The sequence below is a fragment of the Roseiarcus fermentans genome (assembly GCF_003315135.1).
Classification (GTDB): Bacteria; Pseudomonadota; Alphaproteobacteria; order Rhizobiales; family Beijerinckiaceae; genus Roseiarcus; species Roseiarcus fermentans.
On the sequence record NZ_QNRK01000047.1, the window covers coordinates 26394 to 50699 of the forward strand.

The 24306-nt window shown below is 69.5% G+C and carries 15 protein-coding genes and 1 tRNA gene; 6 read left to right on the forward strand and 10 right to left on the reverse strand.

Translation table 11 applies throughout. The features are described from left to right. The first annotated feature begins 201 nt into the window (after positions 1-201). A complete protein-coding gene (locus DFR50_RS28055) occupies positions 202-2733 on the forward strand; it encodes a plasma-membrane proton-efflux P-type ATPase (protein ID WP_113893080.1) in 2532 nt (843 codons plus the stop codon). A gap of 506 nt (positions 2734-3239) precedes the next feature. Here the strand turns inward: DFR50_RS28055 and DFR50_RS28060 are convergent. After that, positions 3240-3315 (reverse strand) — tRNA-Glu (locus tag DFR50_RS28060). A 218-nt stretch (positions 3316-3533) separates the two neighbouring features. Between DFR50_RS28060 and DFR50_RS28065 the strand changes: the two genes are divergently transcribed. After that, positions 3534-4415 carry a glutamine amidotransferase gene (locus DFR50_RS28065; RefSeq protein WP_113893082.1) on the forward strand — a complete coding sequence of 294 codons (882 nt, stop codon included), beginning with the start codon at positions 3534-3536 and terminating at the stop codon, positions 4413-4415. Positions 4416-4448: 33 nt separating this feature from the next. Here DFR50_RS28065 and DFR50_RS28070 read toward each other — a convergent pair whose 3' ends face one another. From DFR50_RS28070 to benA, 6 genes are all read right to left on the reverse strand, one after another. Next, a complete protein-coding gene (locus tag DFR50_RS28070; RefSeq protein WP_113893060.1) occupies positions 4449-5690 on the reverse strand; it encodes a benzoate/H(+) symporter BenE family transporter in 1242 nt (413 codons plus the stop codon). Between the two features lie 74 nt (positions 5691-5764). Continuing rightward, the gene (locus DFR50_RS28075; protein WP_113893061.1) at positions 5765-6685 is read right to left on the reverse strand and encodes a catechol 2,3-dioxygenase; all 921 of its coding nucleotides are present in this window, start codon (positions 6683-6685) and stop codon (positions 5765-5767) included. 92 nt (positions 6686-6777) lie between these two features. Then, positions 6778-7596, reverse strand: coding sequence for a benzoate diol dehydrogenase BenD (benD, locus tag DFR50_RS32680; RefSeq protein ID WP_113893062.1), 819 nt, complete (start codon positions 7594-7596; stop codon positions 6778-6780). Beyond that, entirely contained in the window at positions 7593-8609 is a 1017-nt protein-coding gene (benC, locus tag DFR50_RS32685) for a benzoate 1,2-dioxygenase electron transfer component BenC (RefSeq protein WP_113893063.1), read from the reverse strand. The genes benD and benC overlap by 4 nt, the downstream gene beginning before the upstream one ends. Positions 8610-8694: 85 nt before the next feature. Further along, a complete protein-coding gene (gene benB, locus DFR50_RS28090; protein ID WP_113893064.1) occupies positions 8695-9183 on the reverse strand; it encodes a benzoate 1,2-dioxygenase small subunit in 489 nt (162 codons plus the stop codon). Continuing rightward, positions 9180-10535 (reverse strand): benzoate 1,2-dioxygenase large subunit, encoded by a 1356-nt coding sequence (benA, locus tag DFR50_RS28095; protein WP_113893065.1) that lies wholly within the window; start codon positions 10533-10535, stop codon positions 9180-9182. Before benA ends, benB begins: the two co-directional genes overlap by 4 nt. 441 nt (positions 10536-10976) lie before the next feature. On the opposite strand from benA, the gene DFR50_RS28100 reads away from it, so the two are divergent. Further along, entirely contained in the window at positions 10977-12785 is a 1809-nt protein-coding gene (locus tag DFR50_RS28100) for a sigma-54-dependent Fis family transcriptional regulator (RefSeq protein WP_113893066.1), read from the forward strand. Between the two features lie 6 nt (positions 12786-12791). Here the strand turns inward: DFR50_RS28100 and prfB are convergent. From prfB to DFR50_RS28115, 3 genes are all read right to left on the reverse strand, one after another. Further along, a protein-coding gene (prfB, locus tag DFR50_RS28105; protein ID WP_113893067.1) for a peptide chain release factor 2 occupies positions 12792-13920 on the reverse strand; the annotation gives its coding sequence in 2 pieces (ribosomal slippage) (positions 12792-13850 and positions 13852-13920; 1128 coding nt in all). 95 nt (positions 13921-14015) lie between these two features. Then, positions 14016-16427 carry a penicillin-binding protein 1A gene (locus tag DFR50_RS28110; protein ID WP_113893068.1) on the reverse strand — a complete coding sequence of 804 codons (2412 nt, stop codon included), beginning with the start codon at positions 16425-16427 and terminating at the stop codon, positions 14016-14018. Between the two features lie 215 nt (positions 16428-16642). Next, positions 16643-17911, reverse strand: coding sequence for an N-acetylmuramoyl-L-alanine amidase (locus DFR50_RS28115; protein ID WP_113893069.1), 1269 nt, complete (start codon positions 17909-17911; stop codon positions 16643-16645). A gap of 735 nt (positions 17912-18646) precedes the next feature. On the opposite strand from DFR50_RS28115, the gene DFR50_RS28120 reads away from it, so the two are divergent. The 3 genes from DFR50_RS28120 (at position 18647) to DFR50_RS28130 (ending at position 23678) form a co-directional block, all read left to right on the forward strand. Further along, positions 18647-21649: a ribonuclease E/G gene (locus tag DFR50_RS28120; protein ID WP_113893070.1), complete on the forward strand. Its 3003-nt coding sequence runs from the start codon at positions 18647-18649 to the stop codon at positions 21647-21649. Between the two features lie 63 nt (positions 21650-21712). Continuing rightward, the gene (xseA, locus tag DFR50_RS28125; RefSeq protein ID WP_113893071.1) at positions 21713-23308 is read left to right on the forward strand and encodes an exodeoxyribonuclease VII large subunit; all 1596 of its coding nucleotides are present in this window, start codon (positions 21713-21715) and stop codon (positions 23306-23308) included. 133 nt (positions 23309-23441) lie between these two features. Further along, positions 23442-23678, forward strand: coding sequence for a hypothetical protein (locus DFR50_RS28130; protein WP_113893072.1), 237 nt, complete (start codon positions 23442-23444; stop codon positions 23676-23678). Positions 23679-24306: the final 628 nt, after the last annotated feature.

Sequence of the window (24306 nt, forward strand, 5' to 3'; positions counted from 1 at the left end):
GGTTCGTGCGTAGTTTCCGAGCCTGTCTGCGCGGCGTCCAAGCGCCTATCATTTACCGCGGCGGGCCATGACTTGCGGTGAAGCAAAGTCCGTGTGGCGAGCCTGCGTCAGCCACGCCATCGCTGCGCGCGAACGCCCAGCAACGAGAACGCGCGCGTCGCCCGGCATGCTCGCACGACAATGGCGGAAGGACCTTCGACCATGGAATCTCACGCGGATCAGCCTCCCAGGTCCGACCCGGGATCGAAGCCTGTTGCTGAAGACAATCTACAAACCCTCCCCCTGGCGGAGGTCGAGAAAAAACTGGGCTCGTCGCCAGACGGCCTGACCGAGGCCGAGGCGCAGAAACGGCTCGCACAATATGGGCCGAACGAGATCGCCGAGAAGAAGACCAACGAGATCCTGAAATTCCTCTCCTACTTCTGGGGTCCGATCCCCTGGATGATCGAAGCGGCGGTGATCCTGTCGGCGGCGGCCCGGCATTGGCCCGACTTTGCCATCATCCTCGTTCTGCTTCTCGCCAACGCCGTGGTCGGCTTCTGGGAGGAACATGAGGCGGGCAACGCCATCGCCGCCCTGAAGGCGACGCTCGCGATCAAAGCCAGGGTGAAACGCGATGGGAAGTGGGTTGACCCGGCGGCGCGTGAGCTCGTGCCGGGCGACACCATACGCCTGCGCCTCGGCGACATCGTGCCGGCCGACGCGCGCCTGATGGACGGCGACGAGATCTCCCTCGACCAGTCGGCGCTGACCGGCGAATCCTTGCCCGCCACGCGTAAATCGGGCGACGCCGTCTTCTCCGGCTCGATCGTTCGTCGCGGCGAAATCGACGCGCTGGTCTACGCGACCGGCGGCAAGACCTACTTCGGCAAGACGGCGGAACTGGTGGAGACGGCGGTCACCGTCAGCCATTTCCAGAAGGCCGTGCTGAAGATCGGCAACTATCTGATCATCCTCGCGCTGATCCTCGTCGCCGTCATCATCGGGCTTGGCGTCTACCGCGGCGAGCCGATTCTGACCCTGTTGCAGTTCGCCCTCGTCCTGACGGTCGCGGCGATCCCGGTGGCCATGCCGACGGTTCTCTCGGTGACCATGGCGGTCGGCGCGCGCCTGCTCGCCAAGAAACAGGCGATCGTGAGCAAGCTGGTCGCGATCGAGGAGCTGGCCGGCGTCGATGTCCTGTGCGCCGACAAGACCGGGACCCTGACCCAGAACAAGCTGACGCTCGGCGAGCCATTCTGCCTGGATGCGACCACCGCCGACGAGCTCGTCCTCTCCGGGGCGTTGGCTTCGCAAGCGGCGAACAACGACACGATCGATCTCGCCGTCCTCGGCGGCCTGAACGACAAACAGGCGCTGAAGCCCTATCAGATCACGCATTTCACGCCATTCGATCCGGTGCACAAGCGGACCGAGGCCACGGTCAAGGGCGCGGACGGAAAGACCTTCAAGGTGACCAAGGGCGCGCCGCAGGTCATCCTGGCGCTGGCGGCGAACGCGGCCGCGGTGAAGTCCGCCGTCGACAAGGCGGTCGACGATTTCGCCGCGCGCGGCTTTCGCGCGCTCGGCGTGGCGCGGGCGGATGGCGACGGCGAATGGCGGCTTCTCGGCGTCCTGCCGCTGTTCGATCCGCCTCGCGTCGACGCCAAATCCACCATCGCGACCGCGGCCGAGATGGGCGTGAAGATCAAGATGGTGACCGGCGACGCCCTGGCGATCGCACGCGAGATGGCCAAAATACTCGGCATGGGCGCCAACATCCTCGACGCGAACACCCTGGGCGACTCCAAGACCGAGGAAAGCGCGGCGACAGCCAAGTCCATCGAAGACGCCGACGGCTTCGCGCAGGTGTTCCCCGAACACAAGTTCCATATCGTCGACGTGCTGCAGAAGCACGGCCACATCGTCGGCATGACCGGCGACGGCGTGAACGACGCACCGGCGCTGAAGAAGGCCGACTGCGGCTTTGCAGTTTCCGGCGCCACGGATGCGGCGCGCGCGGCGGCGTCAATCGTCCTGGTGGCGCCCGGATTGTCGGTGATCATCGATGCAATCAAGGAGAGTCGCAAGATCTTTCAGCGGATGAACAGCTATGCGATCTACCGCATCGCCGAGACGCTGCGCGTCCTTCTGTTCATGACGCTGGCGATCGTCATCTTCAACTTCTATCCGCTGACCGCGATTATGATCGTCATTCTGGCATTGCTCAACGATGGCGCGATCCTGTCGATCGCCTATGACAATGTCAGCTACAGAAACCAGCCCGAAACTTGGGACATGCGCCTGGTTCTTGGGATCGCCACCGTGCTGGGTCTCGTCGGCCCGATCGCCTCGTTCGGGCTCTTTTACCTCGGCGACCGCATTTTCCATCTTGGACATCCGCAACTGCAAACGATGATGTACCTCATGCTCTCCGTTGCTGGGCATTTGACGATCTTCCAAACCCGCACGCGCGGTCCGTGGTGGTCCACACGCCCGGCGTGGATCCTGTTGGCGGCGGTCTTCGGCACTCAGGCCGTCGCGACGCTCATTTCCGTTTATGGCGCCTGGCTCGTGACGCCGCTCGGCTGGAAGTATACCGGGATCGTTTGGGTTTACGCCTTCGCTTGGTTCCTCGTGACGGACCCGGTGAAGCTGCTTGCCTACCGCATCCTTGCGCCTTCGAAGGTCGCATCCGCGCCCAACGATCGCCCGGCGCCGCCATTGGGAATTGCCGCCTCCGAGCCCGCATGATCAGATCTCGCTGCACGCTGGCCGGGAGGCTATCCAATCTCGGCAGTCGATGGCGGCGCTTCTGGCCGCAGAGCGACTGGCGATGAGGGAAGCCGTCATCGCTTGCAACGCGGGCGCGCCGGATCCCTCTTCCCCATCGCCGCCAGCGCCTGCTCGCAGGGGCGCAGAGCGGCGAGAAACATGCCTGGGCAATCAACGGGACTGCGCTGGCCCGCATACAATATATGAGACCCTGGGTCGGCCGGATCCCCTATCCGTCGCCCGACCGCGCGGCGCGAGGCGAAATGCCCCGCCGACACGCATGTCGAGAGGCTCGCCGGCGGCGCGGCGCGCTGGTCACTTTGTGCGAGGAGCCGTTCGGCCGAGACGGACGCCAACGATATGGTCAGCCTGTACGCTCCCGACGCCGCTGCGTCCGATCCAGAGCTCAGCCTTGCAGACAAGAGACGCTCACGCGACGCCAACGAGGCGGCCGACGACAGAGTTCAGAGTCGGTAAGTCGGCGTTGGCGCTCCCAAGGGGACTCGAACCCCTGTTTTCGCCGTGAGAGGGCGACGTCCTGGACCGCTAGACGATGGGAGCGGCGGCGCTTCTGCGCAGGGCCGTGTCTATATCGGCGGCGGGACGCGATGGCAAGGCGCGCGCGCGCAAAAAAAGCGCAGCGGCCGACGCCGCGTCGGTTCACCCGCATTTTGCGGCCGGCGGCGCTTCCGGCGCGAGAGTTGCATGGCTATAGTCCGACCGGCGGGGCGCGCGCCGCGGCGGGACTGCAACATTCTCGAGGGGGAACCATGGCGGGCATGGCTCGTCGGCCAATCGTCTTGATCGTTCTGCACCAGGAGCATTCCACTCCGGGGCGGGTGGGGCTCGCGCTCAAGGCCATGGGCGCGCGCCTCGACATTCGCCGGCCGTGCCTCGGCGACCCCCTGCCGGCGACGCTCGCCGACCACGACGGCGTCGTCGTGTTCGGCGGTCCGATGGGCGCCAACGACAACGCCGAGTGGATCCGGCGGGAGATCGACTGGTTCGCCGTGCCGCTCGCCGAAAAGAAGCCGCTGCTCGGCGTCTGCCTCGGCGCCCAGATGCTCGCCCGCCAGCTCGGGGCGCGCGTGTTCAGCTACGAGGACCGGCGCAGCGAGATCGGCTACGTCCCGATCCAGCCGAACGCGTCGGGCGACGCGCTGTGCGCCGAGCCGTTTCCGCGCTCCGTCTATCAGTGGCATTCGGACGGGTTCGACCTGCCGGCGGGCGCCGAATTGCTCGCCACCGGCGGCGAGGATTTCCCCAATCAGGCCTACCGTTACGGCGCCTGCGCGGTCGCGTTGCAGTTCCACCCGGAGGTCACCTACCACATGATGTGCAAATGGACGCTGCGCGGCGCCGAGCGCCTGACGCGTCCGGGCGCCCAGCAGCGTCCCAGCCATCTGGGCGGGTGGTTCCAGCACGACGGCCGGGTCGCGGCCTGGCTTCAGGCGTTCCTGCCCGTCTGGCTGAACGGCGCCCTCGGCGAAAAGGCCGGGCCGATCGAACCCTTGCGCGCGTCGGCGCCGCCGAGGCCGCTGGCCTCCGCCCGCGACAAGGGGCCCGCGGCGGTCCACCCGTTCGGCGCGCACGACCGTCACGAAGCTGCCGCCGCCCCGCGCCGCGCCGAGACCAGACCCGCAGCGGCCGGGCGCCTTTAGGACGACCGATTCCCCGCGCTTCGACGAGCGCGGCTACGAGGGCGAGCCTCCGTACTGGCGGCGAAAGTCCGACTTCTCCAGAAGCCACGAGACCGCGACGCCCGCGATCAGCCCCCAGAACGCGGCGCCGATGTTGAGAAGGCCGATGTCGGCGACGGTGACCAGGAAGGCGACGAGGCCGCCGAGCGAATAGCGGTCCCTGAACGTCGCGACGAAGGCGCCCTGCAGCACCCGCAGCATCGCCAGCCCCGCCAGCGTCATGATGAAGGCCTTCGGCGCTTGCAGCATCACCCGGGTGAACGCCGGGGCGGCGAGGCCGAAACCGATCGACAGCGCCCCGGTGACGAGGCCGGCGACATATTGCTTCTCCCGCGCCCCCGACGAGGTCAGGATCGCGTTGGTCGGCCCGGCGAGGCAGGTGCAGACGGCGCCGACCGCGGCGCTGGCGATCGCCCCGACGCCGCAGGCGAGCGTCACCGCGTCGACCGGCGGCGCGTGGCCGGCTGCGCGCAGCACCGCGAGACCCTGGCCGTTCTGGACGACCAGGACAGTGATCGCGAGCGGGATCACCAGTTCGATCATCGCAGACCACGACCATTGCGGCGCCTGGACGATCGGCCTCGCCAGTTCGAGCGCGCCGACCGCGGCGAAGTCGAAACGCCCGAGCGCGATCGTCGCGACGCCGCCGACGACGAGGGCGCCGATGATCGGCGGGACGATGCGGCCCGAGCGCGGCGACGCGCTCAAGCCCAGCCAGGCGATCGCCATCGGCGCGGCGATCAGCGCGTCGTCGTGCAGCGCGCGCACGAGATCGAGCCCGAAGCGCAGAAAGACGCCGGCCACCATGCCCATGACGATCGGCATCGGGAAGGCGTTCATCACCCGCTTGACCCAGCCGGTGACGCCGAGCGCGATCATCAGGGCCCCGGTCGCGTAATACGCGCCGACGACTTCGGCGAAGCTCAGGTGCGCGAGCGCCGGCCCGACCAGCACCGCGCCCGGAATGGTCCAGAAGAAGGCGAGCGGCTTGCGGTAGAGATACGAGAACAGCAGCGTGACGAGGCCGTTGACGAAGAACGCGCCGAACACCCACGAGGCGAGCTGCGCTTCGCTCAGACCGCCGCGCGCGCCGACCGCGAGGATGATCGCCACCGGCGCGGTGGCCGCGAACAGCCAGCCGATGAAGCCGTGCGCGACCGCGTCGGCGGTGAGGTCGTTGCAGAGCGCGCGCAATCCGGGCGGCGGACGCTCGGGCCGCTCGATCAGGGCCAGCATGCTCGTTCGAACTCCTGCGATCGGCGCGGGGACGCGGGCGGCGGAGCGGTCGCCCCGCCGCCCTGTCGGCGGCTTCAGGTCACGACGGACAGGAAGGCGTCGTTGAGCACCCGCTCGTAGTAGAAGATACCCTTGCCGATCTGGGTCTCGTCCCAGCTGCGGGTCGGATTGTCGGGATAGTAGGTGTAGCCGCCGGCGAACACTTCGCAGCGGTTGCCCGACGGATCGAAGAAATAGATCGTCTGGCCGCGGGTGATGCCGTGCCGGGTCGGCCCGATGTCGACCGAGATGTCGAAGCGAGTGATGACGTCGGCCGCGTGCCCGACCGCCTGCCAGTTCTCGAGTTCGAACGAGAGGTGATGCAGCTTGCCCGGTTCGGGATGTTTCACGAAGGCGATGTCGTGCGCCTTCATGCCGCACGAGAGCCAGACGGCGAGCAGCCCGTCGGGCATGTCGACGCGCTCGGCGCATTCGAAATCGAGAACCTTGACGAAGAAGTCGAGCGTCTTCTCGATCTCCGGCCCGTAGACCAGCGCGTGGTCGAAGCGCCGCGCCGCCATGCCGTGCGGCTCGACCTCCCAGACGTCGGGGTTGTGAACCCGCGGCCGAGGATCGGACGCATCCGAATGGGCGAACAGCTCGATCCGGTGGCCGGAGGGAATGGTGAAGCCGATGCGTCGGCCGACGCCCGGCTGCTCTCCCGCCGGAACCGCGTCGACCGCGATCCCGTATTCCTCCACCCGGCGCGCGAAGGCGTCGAGATCGGCGTCCTCGCGCACCTTGAACGCCATCAGGTCGAGGCCCGCCCGGTCGGCGCGGCGCAGCACGATCGAGTGATGATCGAACTCGTCGGCCGCCTTGAGATAGGCGCGGCCGTCGGCGCCCTCGCTCACCTGATGGAGGCCGATGCGTTTGGTGTAGTGCTCGATCGCGGCGGGCATGTCGAGCACCCGGATCTGAATGAATCCGGGCCTCAGCACTCCTGTCATGGCCATGTCGTTCCTCCCTGTTTGCGGTCGTTCGCGGACTTCGCCGCGCCGCCGCCTCTCCAACGCCCCCGCGCCTTGCTGCGAGACTTTCGTCCCGCTCATCCCAGATCGCCTCCGCCGACCGGCAGGACGGAGCCGGTCACGTAGGACGCCTCGTCCGAGGCCAAAAACAAGATCGGCGCGACCTGCTCCGCGATCGTTCCGTAGCGATGCATCAGGCTCGACGCCTCCGTCTGCTCGACGATGGCGCGATACCAGGCCTTTTCTTCTTCGGTCTCGCCGCCGGGATGGCGCGCGACCTTGCGCGGCGGCGCCTCGGTGCCCCCCGGCGCAGTCGCGACGACCCGGATTCCGGCGCCCGCATGCTCCATCGCCAGCGACGCGGTCAGCGCGTTCACGCCGCCCTTCGCCGCCGCATAGGGCGCGCGATGGATGCTGCGCGTGGCGATCGAGGACACGTTGACGATGACGCCCGCCTTGCGTTCGACCATGTGCGGCAGCGCGGCCCGGCAGCACCACAGCGTCGTGAACAGCGAGCGGCGGATCTCCCGCTCGATCTCCTCCGGCGCATAGCGGTGGTAAGGCTTGGTCCAGATCGTTCCGCCAACGTTGTTGACCAGGATATCGATCCGGCCCCAGCGCCGCAATGCCGCCTCGACCATCGCCTCGGCGCCGGCGAAGGTTTCGAGATCCGCCTCGAGGCCGCTCGCCGTCCCGCCGGCGGCCGCGATCGCCGCCACCGTTTCCCCGATGTGCTTCGAGCGGTCGACGCACAGCGCCGCCCCACCCTCGGCGGCGACGCCCTCGGCGACGCCGCGGCCGATGCCCTGCGCGGCGCCGGTGACCACGACCACCTTGTCGACGAAGCGCGGCGGCCGGCCGGCCGGCGCACGCGGGCTTCCGCTCGCCGGCGTCACCGCGCGCCCGTTTCGTGAACGGCGGCGAATTTCTCGACGTAGAAGTGTTTCGGCGCGACGCCCGTCCGCTCCATCCAGCGGCGCACGCCCTCGACCATCGGCGGCGGTCCGCAGACATAGACGTCGGCGTCGCCGCCGTTCAGGTCGTCGGCGGTCAGGTGGTCGGTGACATAGCCGGCGCGCTCGCGGCCCGAAGCCCCGTCGACCACGACGGTGAAGAAACTGAAGCCCGGCAGGCTGCGGCGAAACGCGTCGAGCGCCGGCAGTTCGACCAGGTCGTCGGCCGTGTTGACGCCGTAGCCGAGGCGGATCGGCTGGTCGGTCGGATGCGACCCGAGCCACGACAACATCGACAGGAACGGCGCGAGCCCGGTGCCGCCGGCGAGCATCAGGATCGGCCGCGCCGGCGGCCGCAGATAGAAGCTGCCGTAAGGGCCGACGAAGGTCATCGGGTCGCCGATCGCCGCCCGCTCCCGCATGTACCCGCTCATCAGGCCGCCGGGCACGTCCCGGATCAGAAAGGCGAGCTCGGTCGCGCCGGGGGGCGAGCTGAAGGAATAGGCTCGCTGCGCGTCGGCGCCGGGAACCCGGAGATTGACGTATTGGCCGGGCAGGAAGGCGAGCGGCTTGTCGAGGGTCAGGCCGAAGGTGACGGTGGTCGGCGAACCACGGTCGATGCGCGACAGCCGGCCCTGGTACGCCGTCGCCTCGACCTTGCATGCGGCGGAGGTGGTCGGCACCTTGAGGACGCAGTCGGAGGTCGGCCGCATCTGGCAGGCGAGCACGAAGCCCTGCGCCGCCTCCTCCGCGGTCATCGCGTCCTCGACGTAGTCGCCCAATTCATATGCGCCGCTCTCGCAATGGCACTTGCACGTGCCGCAGGCGCCGTCGCGGCAATCGAGCGGAATGTTGATCTTGGCGCGGTAGGCGGCGTCCGAGACCGGCTCGCCGGGATTGCAGGGGACGATGCGCGTGACGCCGTCCTCGAACTGCAGAGCGATGGTGTAGCCCATGGGGTTTCCTGTGGTCCTCGAGGGTTCGCGGCCCGGATTGGGTGTGGGAAGGGCGCGCCGGGCGCTTGTCCCGGCGCGCGGGCGGTCAGATGTAATAGACGTCGAGGACGTGATGAACGTAGTCGTTCTTCAGAACGACGTACTTCTTCTTGATCTTCGGCTTCGGGCCGCTGACGTCGATGGTATAGGTCGCCGTGCCGAAATAGACGTCGACGGCGGAATAGCGAAAGGCGTGGGTGGTCCAGAAGAAGCACACCTCCACCGCGCGCTCCGATCGCGACAGCACCTCGATGTTGGTGATGGCGCGGTTGAAGCGGGTGTCCGGGATGGTCGCCGACGAACGCTCCGTCTCGATGCGGAAGACGCGATCTTCCAGCCCGTTGCGGTTCGGATAGTACATCAGCGAGACTTCGGTCTTCGGATCGGTGGTCAGCCGGTCGTCGTCGTCCCACGACGGCATGTGGAAGACCGCATCCTCGGCGTAGAAGTCGAGCCAGTCGGCCCATCGCTTCTCGGACTGGGCGCGCGCCTCGGCGTAGAGAAACGCGGCGATCGCTTCGATGCTCAGGCTCATTGCTTCCCCCCGTCGGCTTCGGCGCGCACCGCCTTCTCCATCGCCTCGAGCCAGTACTTGTGCTGCATCACGTACAGGCCCTCGTCCTCCGCCTTCACCCCGGACAGTTCGGGGGCGAGGCCGATGGCGTCGGCGTTGGCGTCGGGCCCCTCGATCCAGTGGGTGGCGCCGCGGGTCATGTCGTTCCAGCGCACGGCGCGGGCGTTGAAGCCGGTCTGGCAGGCCCGGAACTCCTCGAGATCGTCGGGCGTCGCCATGCCGGTGGCGTTGAAGAAGTCCTCGTACTGGCGCAGGCGGCGTTCGCGCGCTTCCGGCGCCTCGCCCTTGGGCGCGATGCAGTAGATGGTGGTCTCGCTCTTATCGACCGCGATCGGACGGATGACGCGGATCTGCGAGGAGAACTGATCCATCAGATAGACGTTGGGATAGAGGCAGAGGTTGCGCGACTTGCGCAGCATCCAGTCCGCCCGCGCTTCCCCGTAGGTCTCGATCCATTCGTCGCGCTTGGCCCACAGCGGGCGGTTCTCGGGGTTGGCCCAGTTGGTCCACAAGAGCATGTGGCCGTTCTTGAACGAGTAGAAGCCGCCGCCGTCGCGCGCCCAGCCGCCGGCGCTCATGGCGCGGATGCCGTCCGCCCCGGCCGTGCGACGACCCTGCGTCGCCGCATAGTTCCAGTGAGTGGCGGTGACGTGATAGCCGTCGGCGCCGTTTTCCGCCTGCAGCTTCCAGTTGCCGTCGAAAGTGTAGACTCCCACCCCGCGCAGGACCTCGATCCCCTCCGGGGCCTGGTCGACGATCATGTCGATGATCTTGGCCGCTTCGCCCAGATGGTCCGCGAGCGAGCCGACGTCGGCCGAGAGCGAGCCGAACAGAAAGCCGCGATAGGTTTCGAACTTCGCGACGCGGACGAGGCCGCGCTTGCCGTCCGCATTGTGGTCGGGGGGATAGCCGGCGTCCTTCGTCTGGTCCTTCACCTTGAGCAGCTTGCCGCCGTTGGAGAAGGTCCAGCCGTGGAACGGGCAGGTGAAGCTCGACTTGTTGCCCTTCTTGTGCCGGCAGAGCGTGGCCCCGCGATGGGTGCAGGTGTTGAGGAAGGCGTGCAACTGCCCCGCCTTGTCGCGGGTGATCATCACCGGCTGGCGGCCGATGTAGGTCGAGAAGTAATCGTTGGGGTTGGGGATCTGGCTCTCGTGCGCCAGATAGATCCAGTTGCCCTCGAACAGGTGCTTCATCTCGAGTTCGAACAGGTCCTTGTCCGTGAACACCGAGCGGTCGACCCGGTAGTCGAAGGACGCCGGATCGTCCTTGAGCAGCCCGCGAAGGCGTTCGGGCAGCGGGGCGTGAGCATTCATTCCGTTTCCTCCTTGCGCAATTCGGCGCCGCGAGAGCGGCCCGGCGTCGGTTGGAGAGGCCGGTTCGTCCGGCGCTCTCGGCTCCTGCGATCATTTGAGCGATCGGGCAGCGTCGCCACGGGAGGGCGCAAGCGCCGTGCCGCGGGCGCGACGAGGCCGCCGGCGGCAACGCCCGGCCGGCTGTCGGCTCCGTTCCAAACCACTGACAATGCAAAGAGAAATGTTTCTGTCACCGACGCCGGCGGCGCCTCCGTCGCCCGCGACCGCGGCGCGCGAGGTGCTGAAAGCAGCGATCCTGCGCCATGGCGCTCGCTGAAATGAGCGATTGCCGGCGCGGACACGTCGCCTTAACACGCGTGCGACAGCGTGATACCAACGCCGAAGCGCGGGCTTCGATGCGGACGACGAGCGTCGCCGACGACGCGGGGCCAAGGGAGGCGAATGAGCAAGGCGTCGAGACTCGACGGCCCGAGGGGCGCCGATGCGCCGCCATCGTCACCGACGCAGGGCGCGGCGGGCGGCTTTTTCGATCTCGTCGGGCGGCTGCATTTCTCGACCGCCGACGGCCGGATCTGGCTCGACGATCAGCGGATGCTGCTGCTCAACGCCAGGTCGCTCGGGCGCCTGCGGCGCGACATGATCGATACGGTCGGCTTCGAAACGGCGCGCGGCCTGATGACGCGCATGGGCTATTTCGCCGGGGTCACCGACGCCCGGATGGCGCGCAAGGTGCGCGCCAACCTGTCGATGCGCGACATGTTCCTGGTCGGCCCGAACATGCATTGCCTCGAGGGCGTCGGGATGACCGAGCCGGTGAAACTGGAGGTGGACGTCGAGCGCGGCGTTCACCACGGCGAGTTCATCTGGACCAACCCGGTCGAGGACGAAGAGCACCTGCGCTTCTTCCCGATCGGCCCAGAGCCGGCGTGCTGGATGCAGATCGGCTACGCCTCTGGCTTCTCGACCGAATTCATGGGCCGTCCGGTGCTCTATCGCGAGGTCGAATGCCAGTCGATGGGCCATGCGGCCTGCCGGATCGTCGGCAAGGTGGTGGACGACTGGGGGCCGGAGGCGGCGGAAGAGCTGCGGCTAATGATGCCGGAATCGGCGCTGGAGCATTCGACCGACCGCAAGCCGCCGGCGCTCGCCGTCCTGCCGGGCGGCGCGGAGGGGACGCAGGACGGGCCGGTCGGCGTGTCGCCGGGATTCAACGCGACGGCGCAGATGGTGCGGCGGGTCGCGCCGACCCGGGCGACCGTGCTGTTCCTCGGCGAAAGCGGCGTCGGCAAGGAGGTGTTCGCGCGCCTGCTGCATCGGCAGAGCGGGCGCGGAGAGCGCCCGTTCGTCGCGGTCAACTGCGCCACCCTGCCCGACCAGCTGGTCGAAGCTGAGCTGTTCGGGGTCGAGAAGGGGGCCTACACCGGCGCCGTCGCCAGCCGGGCGGGCCGTTTCGAACGCGCCGACGGCGGGACGCTGTTTCTCGACGAGATCGGCACGCTGAACGCCGCCGCCCAGGCGAAGCTCTTGCGCGCGTTGCAGGAGGGCGAGGTGGAGCGGGTCGGCGGCGCGGCCACCCTCCGCGTCGACGTCCGCGTGGTGGCCGCGACCAACGTCGACCTGCGCCAGGCGGTGCGAGCGGGGCAGTTCCGCGAGGACCTGTTCTTCCGCCTCAACGTGTTTCCGGTCGCGATTCCGCCGCTGCGTCAGCGGCACGAGGACATTCCCGCCCTCGTCGCCCATTTCCTCGCCAAGTTCAACGCGCGCCACGGCCGGCGCATGGAGGGATTCACCCAGCGCGCGATCGACGCGCTCCTGTCCTACCCGTGGCCCGGCAACGTGCGCGAGCTCGAGAACGTGATCGAGCGCGGCGTGGTCCTCGCGCCGGAAGGCGCGCCGATCGACACGCCCCACCTCTTCACCAGCGGCGAACTCGTCGACGACCGGCGCCTGTCGCTCAACCGCGACGGCCGGATCGCGCCTGCGGGCGCGCCCGCTTCTCATCCGCGCGACGCGGGCGCGGACGAAGCCGCCAGACTCGCCTCCAGCGTGAAGACGCTGCTGGAGGCCGAGGAGGGCAGCGTCGAGCCGTTCTCGCTCGAGCATTTCGAGACGCTTCTCCTGCGTCGCGCCGTGGACCGCGCCGAGGGCAACCTCGCCGCGGCGGCGCGCCTGCTCGGCATTACCCGGGCGCAACTCGTCTACCGCCTGAAGTCGCGCGATCTCGGCCAGGCGGCCGCGGTCGGGACCTGACGGACCCTAGTCCACGTCGTCGACGACGACCGTGCGGCCCGACAGGCGCTGGGCGAGCGAGGCCTCCATGAACGGATCGAGGTCGCCGTCGAGCACCTCCGCGGGCGTGCCCGAGACGTGGCCGGTGCGCAGGTCCTTCACCATCTGGTAGGGCTGCAACACGTAGGAGCGGATCTGGTGGCCCCAGCCGATGTCGGTCTTGGAGGCCGAATCGGCGTTGACCTTGGCCTCGCGCGCCTCGAGCTCGCGCTCGTACAGCCGGGCGCGAAGCATGTTCCACGCCGTCGCCCGGTTCTTGTGCTGCGAACGCTCGGACTGGCAGGCCACGACGATTCCGGACGGGATGTGGGTGATGCGCACCGCCGATTCGGTCTTGTTGACGTGCTGGCCGCCGGCGCCCGACGCCCGGTACGTGTCGATGCGGCAATCGCCTTCGTTGATGTCGATCTGGATGCGGTCGTCGACCACCGGATAGACCCAGACGGAGGCGAAGCTGGTGTGCCGGCGGGCGTTCGAGTCGTAGGGCGAAATGCGCACCAGGCGGTGCACGCCCGACTCGGTCTTGAGCCAGCCGTGGGCGTTCAGACCCTTGACGACGATGGTTGCCGACTTGATGCCGGCCTCGTCGCCGGCCGTCTCCTCGACCACTTCCACGTCGAACTTGCGCCGTTCCGCCCAGCGCACGTACATGCGCAGGAGCATGCGCGCCCAGTCGGCGCTTTCCGTGCCGCCGGCGCCGGAATGGACCTCGACATAGGAATCGTTGCCGTCCGCCTCGCCCGACAGCAGCGCCTCGAGCTGGCGGCGCTCGCCGTCGGCCTTGAGCGCCTTCAGCGCCGCCACGCCCTCGGCCTCGGTCGCCTGGTCGCCCTCGGCCTCGCCGAGTTCGACCAGCGTCGTCGCATCGTCGAGGTCGCGCTCGATCTTGGCGAGCGAGCCCAGCCGGTCCTCGAGCATCGTGCGCTCGCGCATCAGCTTCTGCGCGGCGTCGGCGTCGTTCCAGAGGCCGGGGTCTTCCGACTTCGCGTTGAGTTCGGCTAGCCGCCGTGTGGCCGTTTCGACGTCAAAGATGCCTCCTCAGCAGTCCGACGGACTGCTTGATGTCTTCGACCAACTGTTCCGCTTCCGCGCGCATCGCTTAGAAACCCGTCGATGAGGGAAAGATTGCCCGCGCAGCGAATCGCGCGAGGGACCCGTCGTCTAGCCGCTGCCGCGGCGGGAGGCAAATCCTCAGTAGAGGCCGCCCGTCCCGGACCCGACGGATTGATCGCCGCCGCCGTCGACCGCGGCCTGGGCGCCGCCGCCCCCGCCGCCGCCCGAGGCGTAGCTGTCCGGCGGCCCGGTGCCCGGCTTGAAGGCCTCGAGGATCGTGCCCGGCCCCGAGCCGCGCAGGCCGGAATGGACGTCGACCGAAATCAGCTTGATCCCGGGCGGGACGCGGAACGGCGTGTCGGGCGTGTCCTTCAGCGCCATCTTCATGAAGTCGCGGAACACCGGCGCGGTGTAGAGCGCGGCCTGGGCGCTGTCGCCGAGCGAGCGCGGCTTGTCGTAGCCCATGAACACGCCGAAGGTGAGGTTGGGCGAATAGCCGACGAACCACAGGTCCTTGGCGTCGTTGGTGGTTCCGGTCTTGCCGGCCAGCGTCTTGCCGACCTCCTTGATCGCGATGCCGGTGCCGCGCTGGATCACGCCTTCCATGATCGAGGTGATCTGATAGGCGCTCAAGGGATCGATCACCTGCTCGCGCTTGTCGATCAGCGTCGGCTCGGGCTGGTTGTCCCACTTGGCCGCGTCGCAGCCTTCGCACAGGCGCTCGTCGTGCTTGTAGATGGTGTTGCCCCAGCGGTCCTGGATGCGGTCGATCAGGGTCGCCTTGATCCGCTTGCCGCCGTTGTCGAACATCGAATACGCGGTGGTCATGCGCAGGACCGTGGTCTCGCCGGCGCCGATCGACATCGACAGGAACGGCGGCAAATTGTCGTAGATGCCGAAGCGCTTGGCGTATTCGACGACGAGCGGCATGCCGAGGTCGCGCGCGAGGCGCACGGTCATCAGGTTGATCGAGTGCTCGATGCCGAACCGCAGGGTGTGGGTGCCGCCGGAGGTGCCTTCGAAGTTCGCCGGCTCCCACAGCTCGCCGCTGCCGTCGTCGATCTGCACCGGCGCGTCGAGTATCTGCGACGAGGGCGTGTACCCCTTGTCGAGCGCCGCCGCGTAGACGAGCGGCTTGAACGACGAGCCCGGCTGCCGCTGCGCCTGGGTGGCGCGGTTGAACTCGGATTCGTCGAACGAGAAGCCGCCGACCATCGCCAGCACCCGGCCGGTGTAGGGATCCATCGCCACGCAGGCGCCGCTGACCTCGGGGATCTGCCGCAGACGGTACTCGCCCGCGCGCCCGGCGACCGGTTCGACGTAGAAGACGTCGCCGGGCTTGACCAGCGACTTCGGCGCCCGGCCGGTCCAGCGGTAGCCGTCGGGCGGCACCGATCCGGTCTGGCGGTCCTGCACCACCGCGCCGGCCTTGTCGTGCTCGGGCTGCAGGCCGATGCGGATCGACGGGCCGCTGACGTCGAGGGCGACCGCGAGCTGCCACGGCTTGATGTCGCCGTAGGCCGGAATATCGGCCAGCGGCACGCCCCAGTCCTGGCCGAGGTCGATCGACTTCAGCGCGCCGTGCCAGCCGTGCGCCTCGTCGTAGCGAACCAGGCCGTCGACCAGCGCCTTGCGCGCCATCAGCTGAATCTTGGGGTCGAGGGTGGTGCGCACCGACAGGCCGCCCTCGTAGAGCTTCTGCTCGCCGTAGCGCTCGCTCAGTTCCCGGCGAACCTCCTCGGCGAAGAAGCCGGCGGCGATGGTGTTGGGCGTCAGCACCCGCGGATTGACGACCAGCGGCTCGGAGCGCGCGTGGCGGGCCTGCTCCTGGGTGATGTAGCCGTCCTCGGCCATGCGCCCGATCACGTAGTTGCGGCGCTCGACCGCGCGATCGTGGTTGCGGAACGGGTTGAGCGCGCTCGGCTCCTTCGGCAACGCCGCGAGATAGGCGACCTCGGCGATCGACAGCTCGTGCACCGACTTGTTGAAGTAGTTGAGCGCCGCCGCCGCCACGCCGTAGTTCGACAGGCCGAGATAGATCTCGTTCAGGTAGAGCTCGAGGATCTTCTCCTTCGAATAGGCCGACTCGATGCGGACGCTGAGCAGGATCTCGCGGATCTTGCGGTCGAAGGTGCGGTCGGCGTTGAGGAGAAAGTTCTTCGCCACCTGCTGGGTGATGGTCGAGGCGCCCTGGACGTGGCGCGAGCCCTGCAGGAACACGAGCCCGGCGCGGGCGATGCCCTCGGGATCGAACCCGCCGTGCGAATAGAAATTCTTGTCCTCGGCCGAGATGAAGGCCTGCTTGACGAGGTCGGGAATCGCCGTCGACGGAAGATAGAGGCGGCGCTCGCGCGAATACTCGGCGAGCAGGCTGCCGTCGGCGGCGTGCACGCGCGTCATCACCGGCGGTTCGTAATTCTTGAGCTGGGAATAATCCGGAAGGTCCTGCTCATACTTCCAGACGACCGCCGCGAGCACGGCGGACGCGACGACGAAGACGATCGCCCCGGTCGCGAAAATGAAGCCGATCAGGCGAGTCAGGCCGCGCATCGTCCAACAACACCTTTCCTGACGTACGCCCGCGCGCAGGCGCTGGACGTACGCAAACCTTTGCAAGCCCTGGGCGCTTCGGCGACGCCGGCGCAAGCGCCGACCCGGCCGCGACGGCGCCCCCCGCCTCGCCCGAATGCGAACGGGCCCCCAAATCCTTCGCGAGTGCGGCGAATCTATGATGACGGCCCCGGGCCGGGGGGCCGCCGGGCCCGCTAATGGCCCGGCGGGGCGGGCTGCTCGACCCGGTAAGCCACGCCCCGGTCCTCGGATACGCCCTCGACCCCGCCCCCGGGGGCGGCGAGAAACGCGTCGATCGCCTTGACCATGGCCGCGGCGGTCCTGGCGCGCCAGTCCGCGGATGTGAGCGCCGCGACGTCCTGGACGTTGGACAGATAGCCGAGCTCCACCAGCACCGACGGGAATTCCGGCGCCTTGAGCACGACGAATCCGGCCGAGCGCTCCGGGTTGTGATTGAGCCGGGTCGCGCCCTTCAGGCCGTCGACCAGGCGGCGCGAGAACAGGTGGGAATAGGCGCGGGTCTCCCGCCGCTTCAGATCGAAAAGGATGTCGGCGACCGCGGGATCGGCGCCGGTCGCCTTCGGTTTGCCCGGGTCGCGGTCGGCCGCGTTCTCGCGCGCGGCGATCCGCGCCGCCTCGGCGTCGGACGCCCGGTCGGCGACGGTGTAGACGGTCGATCCGCTCACGTCGCCGGCCTCGTTGAGGGTGTCGGCGTGGATCGAGACGAACAGCGCGGCGTTGGCGTCGCGGGCGAAGGCGACACGGCTGTCGAGATCGACATACGTGTCGCCCTCGCGGGTCATCAGCACGGTATAGAGTCCGCCCGCCTGAAGCTGGCGCTTCAGCTCGACGCAAAAGTCGAGGACCAGCGTCTTTTCCACCGATCCGTTGACGCCGCGCGCCCCGCCGTCGATCCCGCCGTGCCCGGGGTCGAGCACGACCACGGGACGGCCCGAGTCGGGCGCTTCGCCGGACGGCGGGGCGGCGGCCTCCCGCGGCATCGCCGCCGCTGCGAAGGCGGCGTCGTCGCAGGCCCGGATTTCGATCGTCAGACGCGAGGGCGAAAGGCCGGCGGCGATCGGCTTCGATCCGACGCCGACCGGACAGGCCCGGCTCGCGAGATCCAGGATGAGGCGCGACTTGCCCGGCGCCAGTTGTCCGAACCGGAAGGCCTTGACGAGCCCCGCCCCCTCGGCCGCGGTGTCGCGCCCGGCGTCCGGGGGGATCTGGAACACGATGTCGGGAAGATCGACCACGATCCGGTCGGGCGACGCCAGGGTGAAGGCGTGCGCCTCGACGGCGCGGGACAGGTCGAAGACGAGCGCGGCGCCGGGCCCGTCCGGCGCCAGCCTGACGGCGACCGCGACCGGTTTGATCGGGCCGTCCGCGGCCGCCTCCGCCGTCATCCCCGCGGTGGCCAGGACCACGGCGACGGCGAAGGCGAAGGGTGTTTGCGGCCTCATGACGTCTCCTGCCCCGCGCCCCTCCCGTCCTTAGCGCCGCCTCCCGCCGGGAGGCAATCCGCCCCGTCGTCGCCGCAAGGCCGGTCGCAAGGGCGCCGCCCGGGCGCCGCCCATTGAGGAGGAGGAAGGTTTCCGATTTCTAAACCACGAAAAGGCGCAATACGATCGTGATTAATTCGTCGGCGCCAAACCGTCGTCGAGACCTTGAAAGAACTTGCCAAGCCAAATGGCGGCGCCTATTTAAGACGAGTTACGAATCCGGACCGAGTCCGCGAGGCCGCCCCGCCCGAGGGTGACGTGGGCGTATGCAGGACTGTCGTATGACGGCTTGCAGTCCTCGCGCAGACAACGACGTGGCAATTGGTTTGGCGCTCCAGGGAGAGGCTTTCACCTCCCTTACGGGTTTGCCGGAGGAAACCAAGCAGCCGGACGTTTGCCGGCGGATCGGCCAGTTTCGTGACGGCGGCGCCCGAAATGCGCCGCTCGATGGGCGAAGAGCCGGATTAGGCCTTGGTTTACCTTTGACGATGCTCCGACAGCTGGTCCACGACGACCTTTCGACGACGGCGGCGGGCTGCGGATTCGTCATACCTTTGCGACACCATTGCGCGGCGATCGCCGCGTCGGCTCCGCGAGCCCGAACATCCCCCATCCCAACCACCAACGCTGCGCCCCGCGGCGCGAGGCGGACGCGCTCCCCAGCGGTCGCCCGCGCCATGCGCAAGAGAGCATTCCATGGCAAACAAGATGATCATCGACGCCTCCCACCCGGAAGAGACCCGGGTGGTGGTCCTGAGAGGTAACCGGGTCGAGGAATTCGACTTCGAGTCCGCGAGCAAGCGGCCGCTGCGCGGAAACATCTATCTCGCCAAAGTGACGCGCGTGGAGCCTTCGCTCCAGGCCGCCTTCGTCGATTACGGCGGCAACCGTCACGGCTTTCTCGCCTTTTCCGAAATCCATCCGGATTACTACCAGATCCCGGTCGCCGACCGTCAGGCGCTGCTCGACGAGGAGGCGCAGACGCATCACGACGAGGACGAGGAGCCCCGGGGCGAACGGCGAAGCCGGCGTCACCGCCGGTCGCGCGACAACGAAGCCGAAGCGCGCGTTCGCGCCGGCGACGAAGAGGCCGTGTCCGAAGCCGCTCCGGTCGCGGACGAGCCGGGCGTCGAGCGCGACGACGAGGATTTGCCAGCGGTCCCCGGCGACGCGCCCGAATTCGAGGTCGCGGACGAGGCGGGCCCGGACGCGATCGCGGAACCGTTCGCCGACTCGCAGCGCGAGGACCTCGCGCCGCAAGCCTTAACGGCGTCCGAACCCGAGGACGCGCAGTCGGCGCCGCACGCCGCCGCGCCCGAGGACACGCCTGCCGACGAGCGCGACGACGCCGAGGCGGAAGCCGTTTCGGCGGAGCCTTTGGAGGCCGGGCCGACCGCCTCGCAGGAGTCCGTGCAGGCGGTCGACGTCTGGGAGGAGCGCGCCGAGCCGGTCGACGTCGACGACAAGGGCCGTGACGACGACCACGAGGTGACGACGCTCGAAGCCGGGTCGGAGGAGCGGGTCCGGACCAGTCGCAAGGACCGGTCCGAGGACGAGGGCGAGCCGGTCGAGCACATCGGCGGCGACGCCTGGGAAGAGGTGCCGCGCCGGCCGCAGCGGCTGCGCCGCCAGTACAAGATCCAGGAAGTCATCAAGCGCCGCCAGGTGATGCTGGTCCAGGTCGTCAAGGAAGAGCGCGGCAACAAGGGCGCGGCCCTGACCAGCTACCTGTCGCTCGCCGGCCGCTATTGCGTGCTGATGCCCAACACCGCCCGCGGCGGCGGCATTTCCCGCAAGATCACCAACGCCCAGGACCGCAGCCGCCTGAAGGGCATCGCCGAGGAACTCGACGTGCCGGACGGCATGGGGGTCATCCTGCGCACCGCCGGCGCCTCGCGCACCAAGGCCGAGGTCAAGCGCGATTTCGAATATCTGCTCAGGATGTGGGAGACCGTGCGCGAGACGACGCTGGCCTCGAGCGCGCCGACCCTCGTCTACGAGGAGGGCTCGCTGATCAAGCGCGCCATCCGCGACCTCTACAGCAAGGAGGTCGACGAGATCGTGGTGGCGGGCGAATCCGGTTACCGCGAGGCGCGGCAGTTCATGCGTCTGCTCATGCCCACCCACGTCAACTCGGTCCAGCTCTATCGCGACACCCAGCCGGTGTTCGCGCGGGCCGGCGTCGAGCAGCAGCTCGACGCGATGTTCTCCAATCAGGTGACGCTGAAGTCGGGCGGCTACATCGTCATCAACCAGACCGAGGCGCTGGTCGCGATCGACGTCAACTCCGGCCGCTCGACGCGCGAGCACAACATCGAGGATACCGCGCTCCGGACCAATCTCGAGGCGGCCGACGAAATCGCCCGCCAGCTGAGACTGCGCGACCTCGCGGGCCTGATCGTGGTCGACTTCATCGACATGGAGGAGTCGCGCAACAACCGCGCGGTCGAGCGCCGCATCAAGGATGCGCTGAAGAACGACCGCGCCCGCATCCAGGTCGGCCGCATCTCCCACTTCGGGCTGCTCGAGATGTCGCGGCAGCGCATTCGCACCGGCGTGCTGGAAGGCTCGACGGTGGTGTGCGCGCATTGTCAGGGCGCCGGCGTCGTCCGTTCGACCTCCTCGATCGCGCTGCACGTGCTGCGCATTCTGGAAGACGCGCTGATCAAGAGCGCCACCCACGACATCGTCGTGCGCACCCGCACCGCGGTCGCGCTCTACATCCTCAATCAGAAGCGCGCCAACCTGCGCGACCTCGAGCGCCGCTTCGGCGTCGCGGTCTCGGTCGAAGCCGACGACACCCTGACCGGGGCGACCTACCACGCCATCGACCGCGGCGAACTCGCGGTCGGCCCGCGGCGCGACCTGGAGCCCGCGCCGCTGGCGCAGGACGAGTTCGCCGCCGTCGTCGACGAGCCGGCGCCGATCGAGGAGGCGGTCGAAGAGGAATTCGAGACGCTCGTCGAGGAAGAGGGCGGCGACGAGCCGGAGGACCGCGCGTCGGCGCGCGACGGCGGGACCGCGGACGACAGCGAAGGCGGCCGCCGGCGCAGGCGGCGAAGGCGGCGGCGCAGCGGCGACCGCGGCTTCGGCGAAAGCATCGCGGCCGACGCGCCGCAGCCGGCGGACGACGGACTGGCGGCGATGGCGGAGATCGGCGGCGATCTCGCGGCGCCCGCGGCGGAGCAGGACGCGGTCGAAGGCCGAGGTCCCGCGCCGGAAGGCGAACGGATGGGGCGGCGGTCCCGGCGGTCGCGCGGCGGACGCAACCGCTTTCCGCCGACCGTCAACGGCCTCGCCTTCGACGACGCCGGATCGGAACCCGTGCGGTTCGATCCGCCCGAGCTTGAGCACGAGCGCGAGCCCGAGCACGCCGACTTCGAGCCCGCCGCGTTCGCCGCCGGGGACAGCGCCCTGGACAGCGACGCCCCCGCCGCCCCGCCGACGCAGCCGAGCGGCGAGGAGACGGAAATGACCGCTCCGGACCGCGCCGGCGACGGCGAAGCGCCGGCGGCGGACGAACCCGGCGCCGAGCCGCTTCCGACCTTCGCCTCCGAAGAGCCCGCGGCCCCCGCCGCCGAGCGCGCGGAGGAAGTCCGGGCCGCCGAACCCGATCGGAGCGAGCCGGTGGACGAAACCCCCCGGCCGCGCCGGACCGGATGGTGGCAGCGCGCCCGCGCCAGCATCGTGGGCGACTGACGACGCCCGAGGCCGGGTCGTCCCGGCCTCGCCCCCGACGAGGACAGATCGGACGACGTTGCGATGGCCGCCCCGGAGACCACCGCGAGCAACGCGCCCGAGATCAGCGTCAGCGAACTGTCGAACTCGATCAAGCGGGCGATCGAGGATCGTTTCGGCTACGTCCGGGTGCGCGGCGAGATTTCCGGCTATCGCGGGCCGCACTCGTCCGGCCACGCCTATTTCTCCCTGAAGGACGCCGGCGCCCGGCTCGACGCCGTCGTCTGGCGCACCGCCTTCGTGCGCATGAAGGTCAAGCCCGAGGAGGGCCTCGAGGTCGTCGCGGTCGGGCGCCTCACCACCTTTCCCGGCAAGTCGAGCTACCAGATCGTGGTCGAGCAGCTCGAGCCCGCCGGCGTCGGCGCGCTGATGGCGCTGCTCGAGGCGCGCCGCAAGAAGCTCGCCGACGAGGGGCTGTTCGACGCCGCCCGAAAGCGCAAGGTTCCGTTCCTGCCGCGCGTGGTCGGCGTGGTCACCTCGCCCACCGGCGCGGTCATCCGCGACATTCTGCACCGGCTCGCCGACCGTTTTCCGGTCCGGGTGGTGGTGTGGCCGGTGCGGGTCCAGGGCGACACCTCGGCTGCCGAGGTCGCGGCCGCGATCGACGGCTTCAACGCGCTCGGACCGAACGGGCCGGCGCCGCGGCCCGACGTGCTGATCGTGGCGCGCGGCGGCGGCTCGCTCGAGGACCTGATGGGCTTCAACGAGGAGGCCGCGGTGCGGGCGGTCGCGCGCAGCGCCATTCCGGTGATCGCCGCCGTCGGCCACGAGACCGACTGGACGCTGATCGACCACGCCGCCGACCTGCGCGCCCCCACCCCGACCGCCGCCGCCGAATTCGCCGTGCCGGTCCGCAGCGACCTCCTCGCCTCAGTCGCCGAGCTCGACGCGCGGCGGCGCGGCGCGGCGCGGCGCCTCGGCGAGCGCAGGCGCGCGGATCTGCGCGCGCTGTCCCGTGCGCTGCCGGGCGGCGAGGCGCTGGTGGCGGGCCCGCGCCAGCGGCTCGACCGCGCCGGCGCGGCGCTCGCGGCGCGCCTGCGCGGCGCGGTCGATGCGCGCGCGCTCAAGCTCGCGGGGCTGGCGCGGGGGCTCGCCCGCCACTCGCCGCGCGCTCACCTCGCAGGGCTGACGGAGCGCGTACGCGGCGTCGCCGGACGGCTGCGGCGGCTCGGGCCGGCCCTGATCGAGCGTCCAAGGCGCGAGGCGGAGGCCGCCGCGCGCGGGCTCGTGCGCGAGCGGTCGCATCTCGCGCGCCGGCGCGCGGAGCGGGCGGGCGACCTGCAAAACCTCGGGGCGCGGCTCGGGCGCGCGTTCGCCGACGCCCTCGCGGCGCGCCGCGCGCGCGTCGCGGCTTCCTGGCAGCTCGCCGGCGCGGTCAGCTACCGCGCCGTGCTCGCCCGCGGCTTCGCCCTCGTCCGCGACGAGGCCGGCGAGGCGTTGCGCAGCGCCGCGGAAACGCGCGAGGGGCAAAGGCTCAGGATCGAATTCGCCGACGGCTCGATTCCCGCGATCGCCGGGGCCGGGAGCGGCGACGCCGCCAGCCGCCCCGTCCTCGCCGCGCCGCCCCGGCCGAAGCGGGCGCGCGGCGGCGCGGGCGAAGGGCAAGGGTCGCTGTTCTGAGAGGCGCGCGCGTCCGCGCCGGCGTTCCGGCCGACTTCGAGCGCGCGCGACCGGCGCCCATTGGCCGGGAAAGCGTCAGGGGGGAACGTCCCGGCGCCGCGCGGGTTGATGCGGACACGGATGGAGAGCAGACATGGCGGAGACACCGGACCCCGACGCGAAACCCGATCCGTCCACGCCCGGGGAGGGCCCCGATCCGTCCCCGTCCGTCTCGGACCTGAAGGCGATCGCGAACCGGCTCAGGGAAAGGATCGAGGAGGAGAAGCGGCGCCACGACCTGCCGCTCGACTCCACCCTCGGCAATCCCGACTGGGACGAACGCGCCAAGGACGGCCATCTCGACCGCCCGGACGACGACGACGAGGATTGAGCGTTGCGTCCCGCCCGGAGCGCCGCGGTGTCCGCTCCGGGCGCGCGCGGCGTCCGCCGCTGGGCGCGCTGATGGGAGCCGTGGCTTGGCCGACGGCGCTGCGGCGCCGGGGCCAAGTCGACCCGGGGAGCCGCGGCCTCCCCGCGATCGACATTCTCTTGCCGGCCTCGCCAAATCGTTCTATCTTTGTTCCTTCGAGACGACATCGAGGCCCCCCGTGTCCGACTCCCGCCGACATCCCACGCGCCCTTCCCGGAGCCTGACGATCCTGAACGGCGCCAGCGGAAGGAACTTCCAAGCCTTGGCGCACCGTGGGAATGAAGGGCGGTCGTCGACGCCGAGGCGGCGGCGATGACGCTGCCCGCCGTCCTCGCGAGGAGCCCGAAGGGCGACGCGGCGATCCAGGGGCCGCCTGCGCCGACGTTGCAGCGCGGCGACGCCCGGCATACGAACGGCGGCTTGGGTGTCACCGGCGGAGCAACCCCCAACCCCGTCATTGCGAGGAGCAACCCCCGGGTCGAAGAGCCCGGGGGGACGAAGACTGTATGTCCTTGCGGAGGCGGGGCGGCCCGTCCTCGATGCGCCTTGCGAGGGTTGCTCGGATAGGCCGGGTAGAGCCTCACGCGAG

Coding starts and splice junctions, on each gene's coding strand:
- DFR50_RS28055 (WP_113893080.1), top strand. CDS start 202: ATGGAATCTCACGCGGATCAGCCTCCCAGGTCCGACCCGGGATCGAAG.
- DFR50_RS28065 (WP_113893082.1), top strand. CDS start 3,534: ATGGCTCGTCGGCCAATCGTCTTGATCGTTCTGCACCAGGAGCATTCC.
- DFR50_RS28070 (WP_113893060.1), bottom strand. CDS start 5,690: ATGCTGGCCCTGATCGAGCGGCCCGAGCGTCCGCCGCCCGGATTGCGC.
- DFR50_RS28075 (WP_113893061.1), bottom strand. CDS start 6,685: ATGGCCATGACAGGAGTGCTGAGGCCCGGATTCATTCAGATCCGGGTG.
- benC (WP_113893063.1), bottom strand. CDS start 8,609: ATGGGCTACACCATCGCTCTGCAGTTCGAGGACGGCGTCACGCGCATC.
- benB (WP_113893064.1), bottom strand. CDS start 9,183: ATGAGCCTGAGCATCGAAGCGATCGCCGCGTTTCTCTACGCCGAGGCG.
- benA (WP_113893065.1), bottom strand. CDS start 10,535: ATGAATGCTCACGCCCCGCTGCCCGAACGCCTTCGCGGGCTGCTCAAG.
- DFR50_RS28100 (WP_113893066.1), top strand. CDS start 10,977: ATGAGCAAGGCGTCGAGACTCGACGGCCCGAGGGGCGCCGATGCGCCG.
- DFR50_RS28110 (WP_113893068.1), bottom strand. CDS start 16,427: ATGCGCGGCCTGACTCGCCTGATCGGCTTCATTTTCGCGACCGGGGCG.
- DFR50_RS28115 (WP_113893069.1), bottom strand. CDS start 17,911: ATGAGGCCGCAAACACCCTTCGCCTTCGCCGTCGCCGTGGTCCTGGCC.
- DFR50_RS28120 (WP_113893070.1), top strand. CDS start 18,647: ATGGCAAACAAGATGATCATCGACGCCTCCCACCCGGAAGAGACCCGG.
- xseA (WP_113893071.1), top strand. CDS start 21,713: ATGGCCGCCCCGGAGACCACCGCGAGCAACGCGCCCGAGATCAGCGTC.
- DFR50_RS28130 (WP_113893072.1), top strand. CDS start 23,442: ATGGCGGAGACACCGGACCCCGACGCGAAACCCGATCCGTCCACGCCC.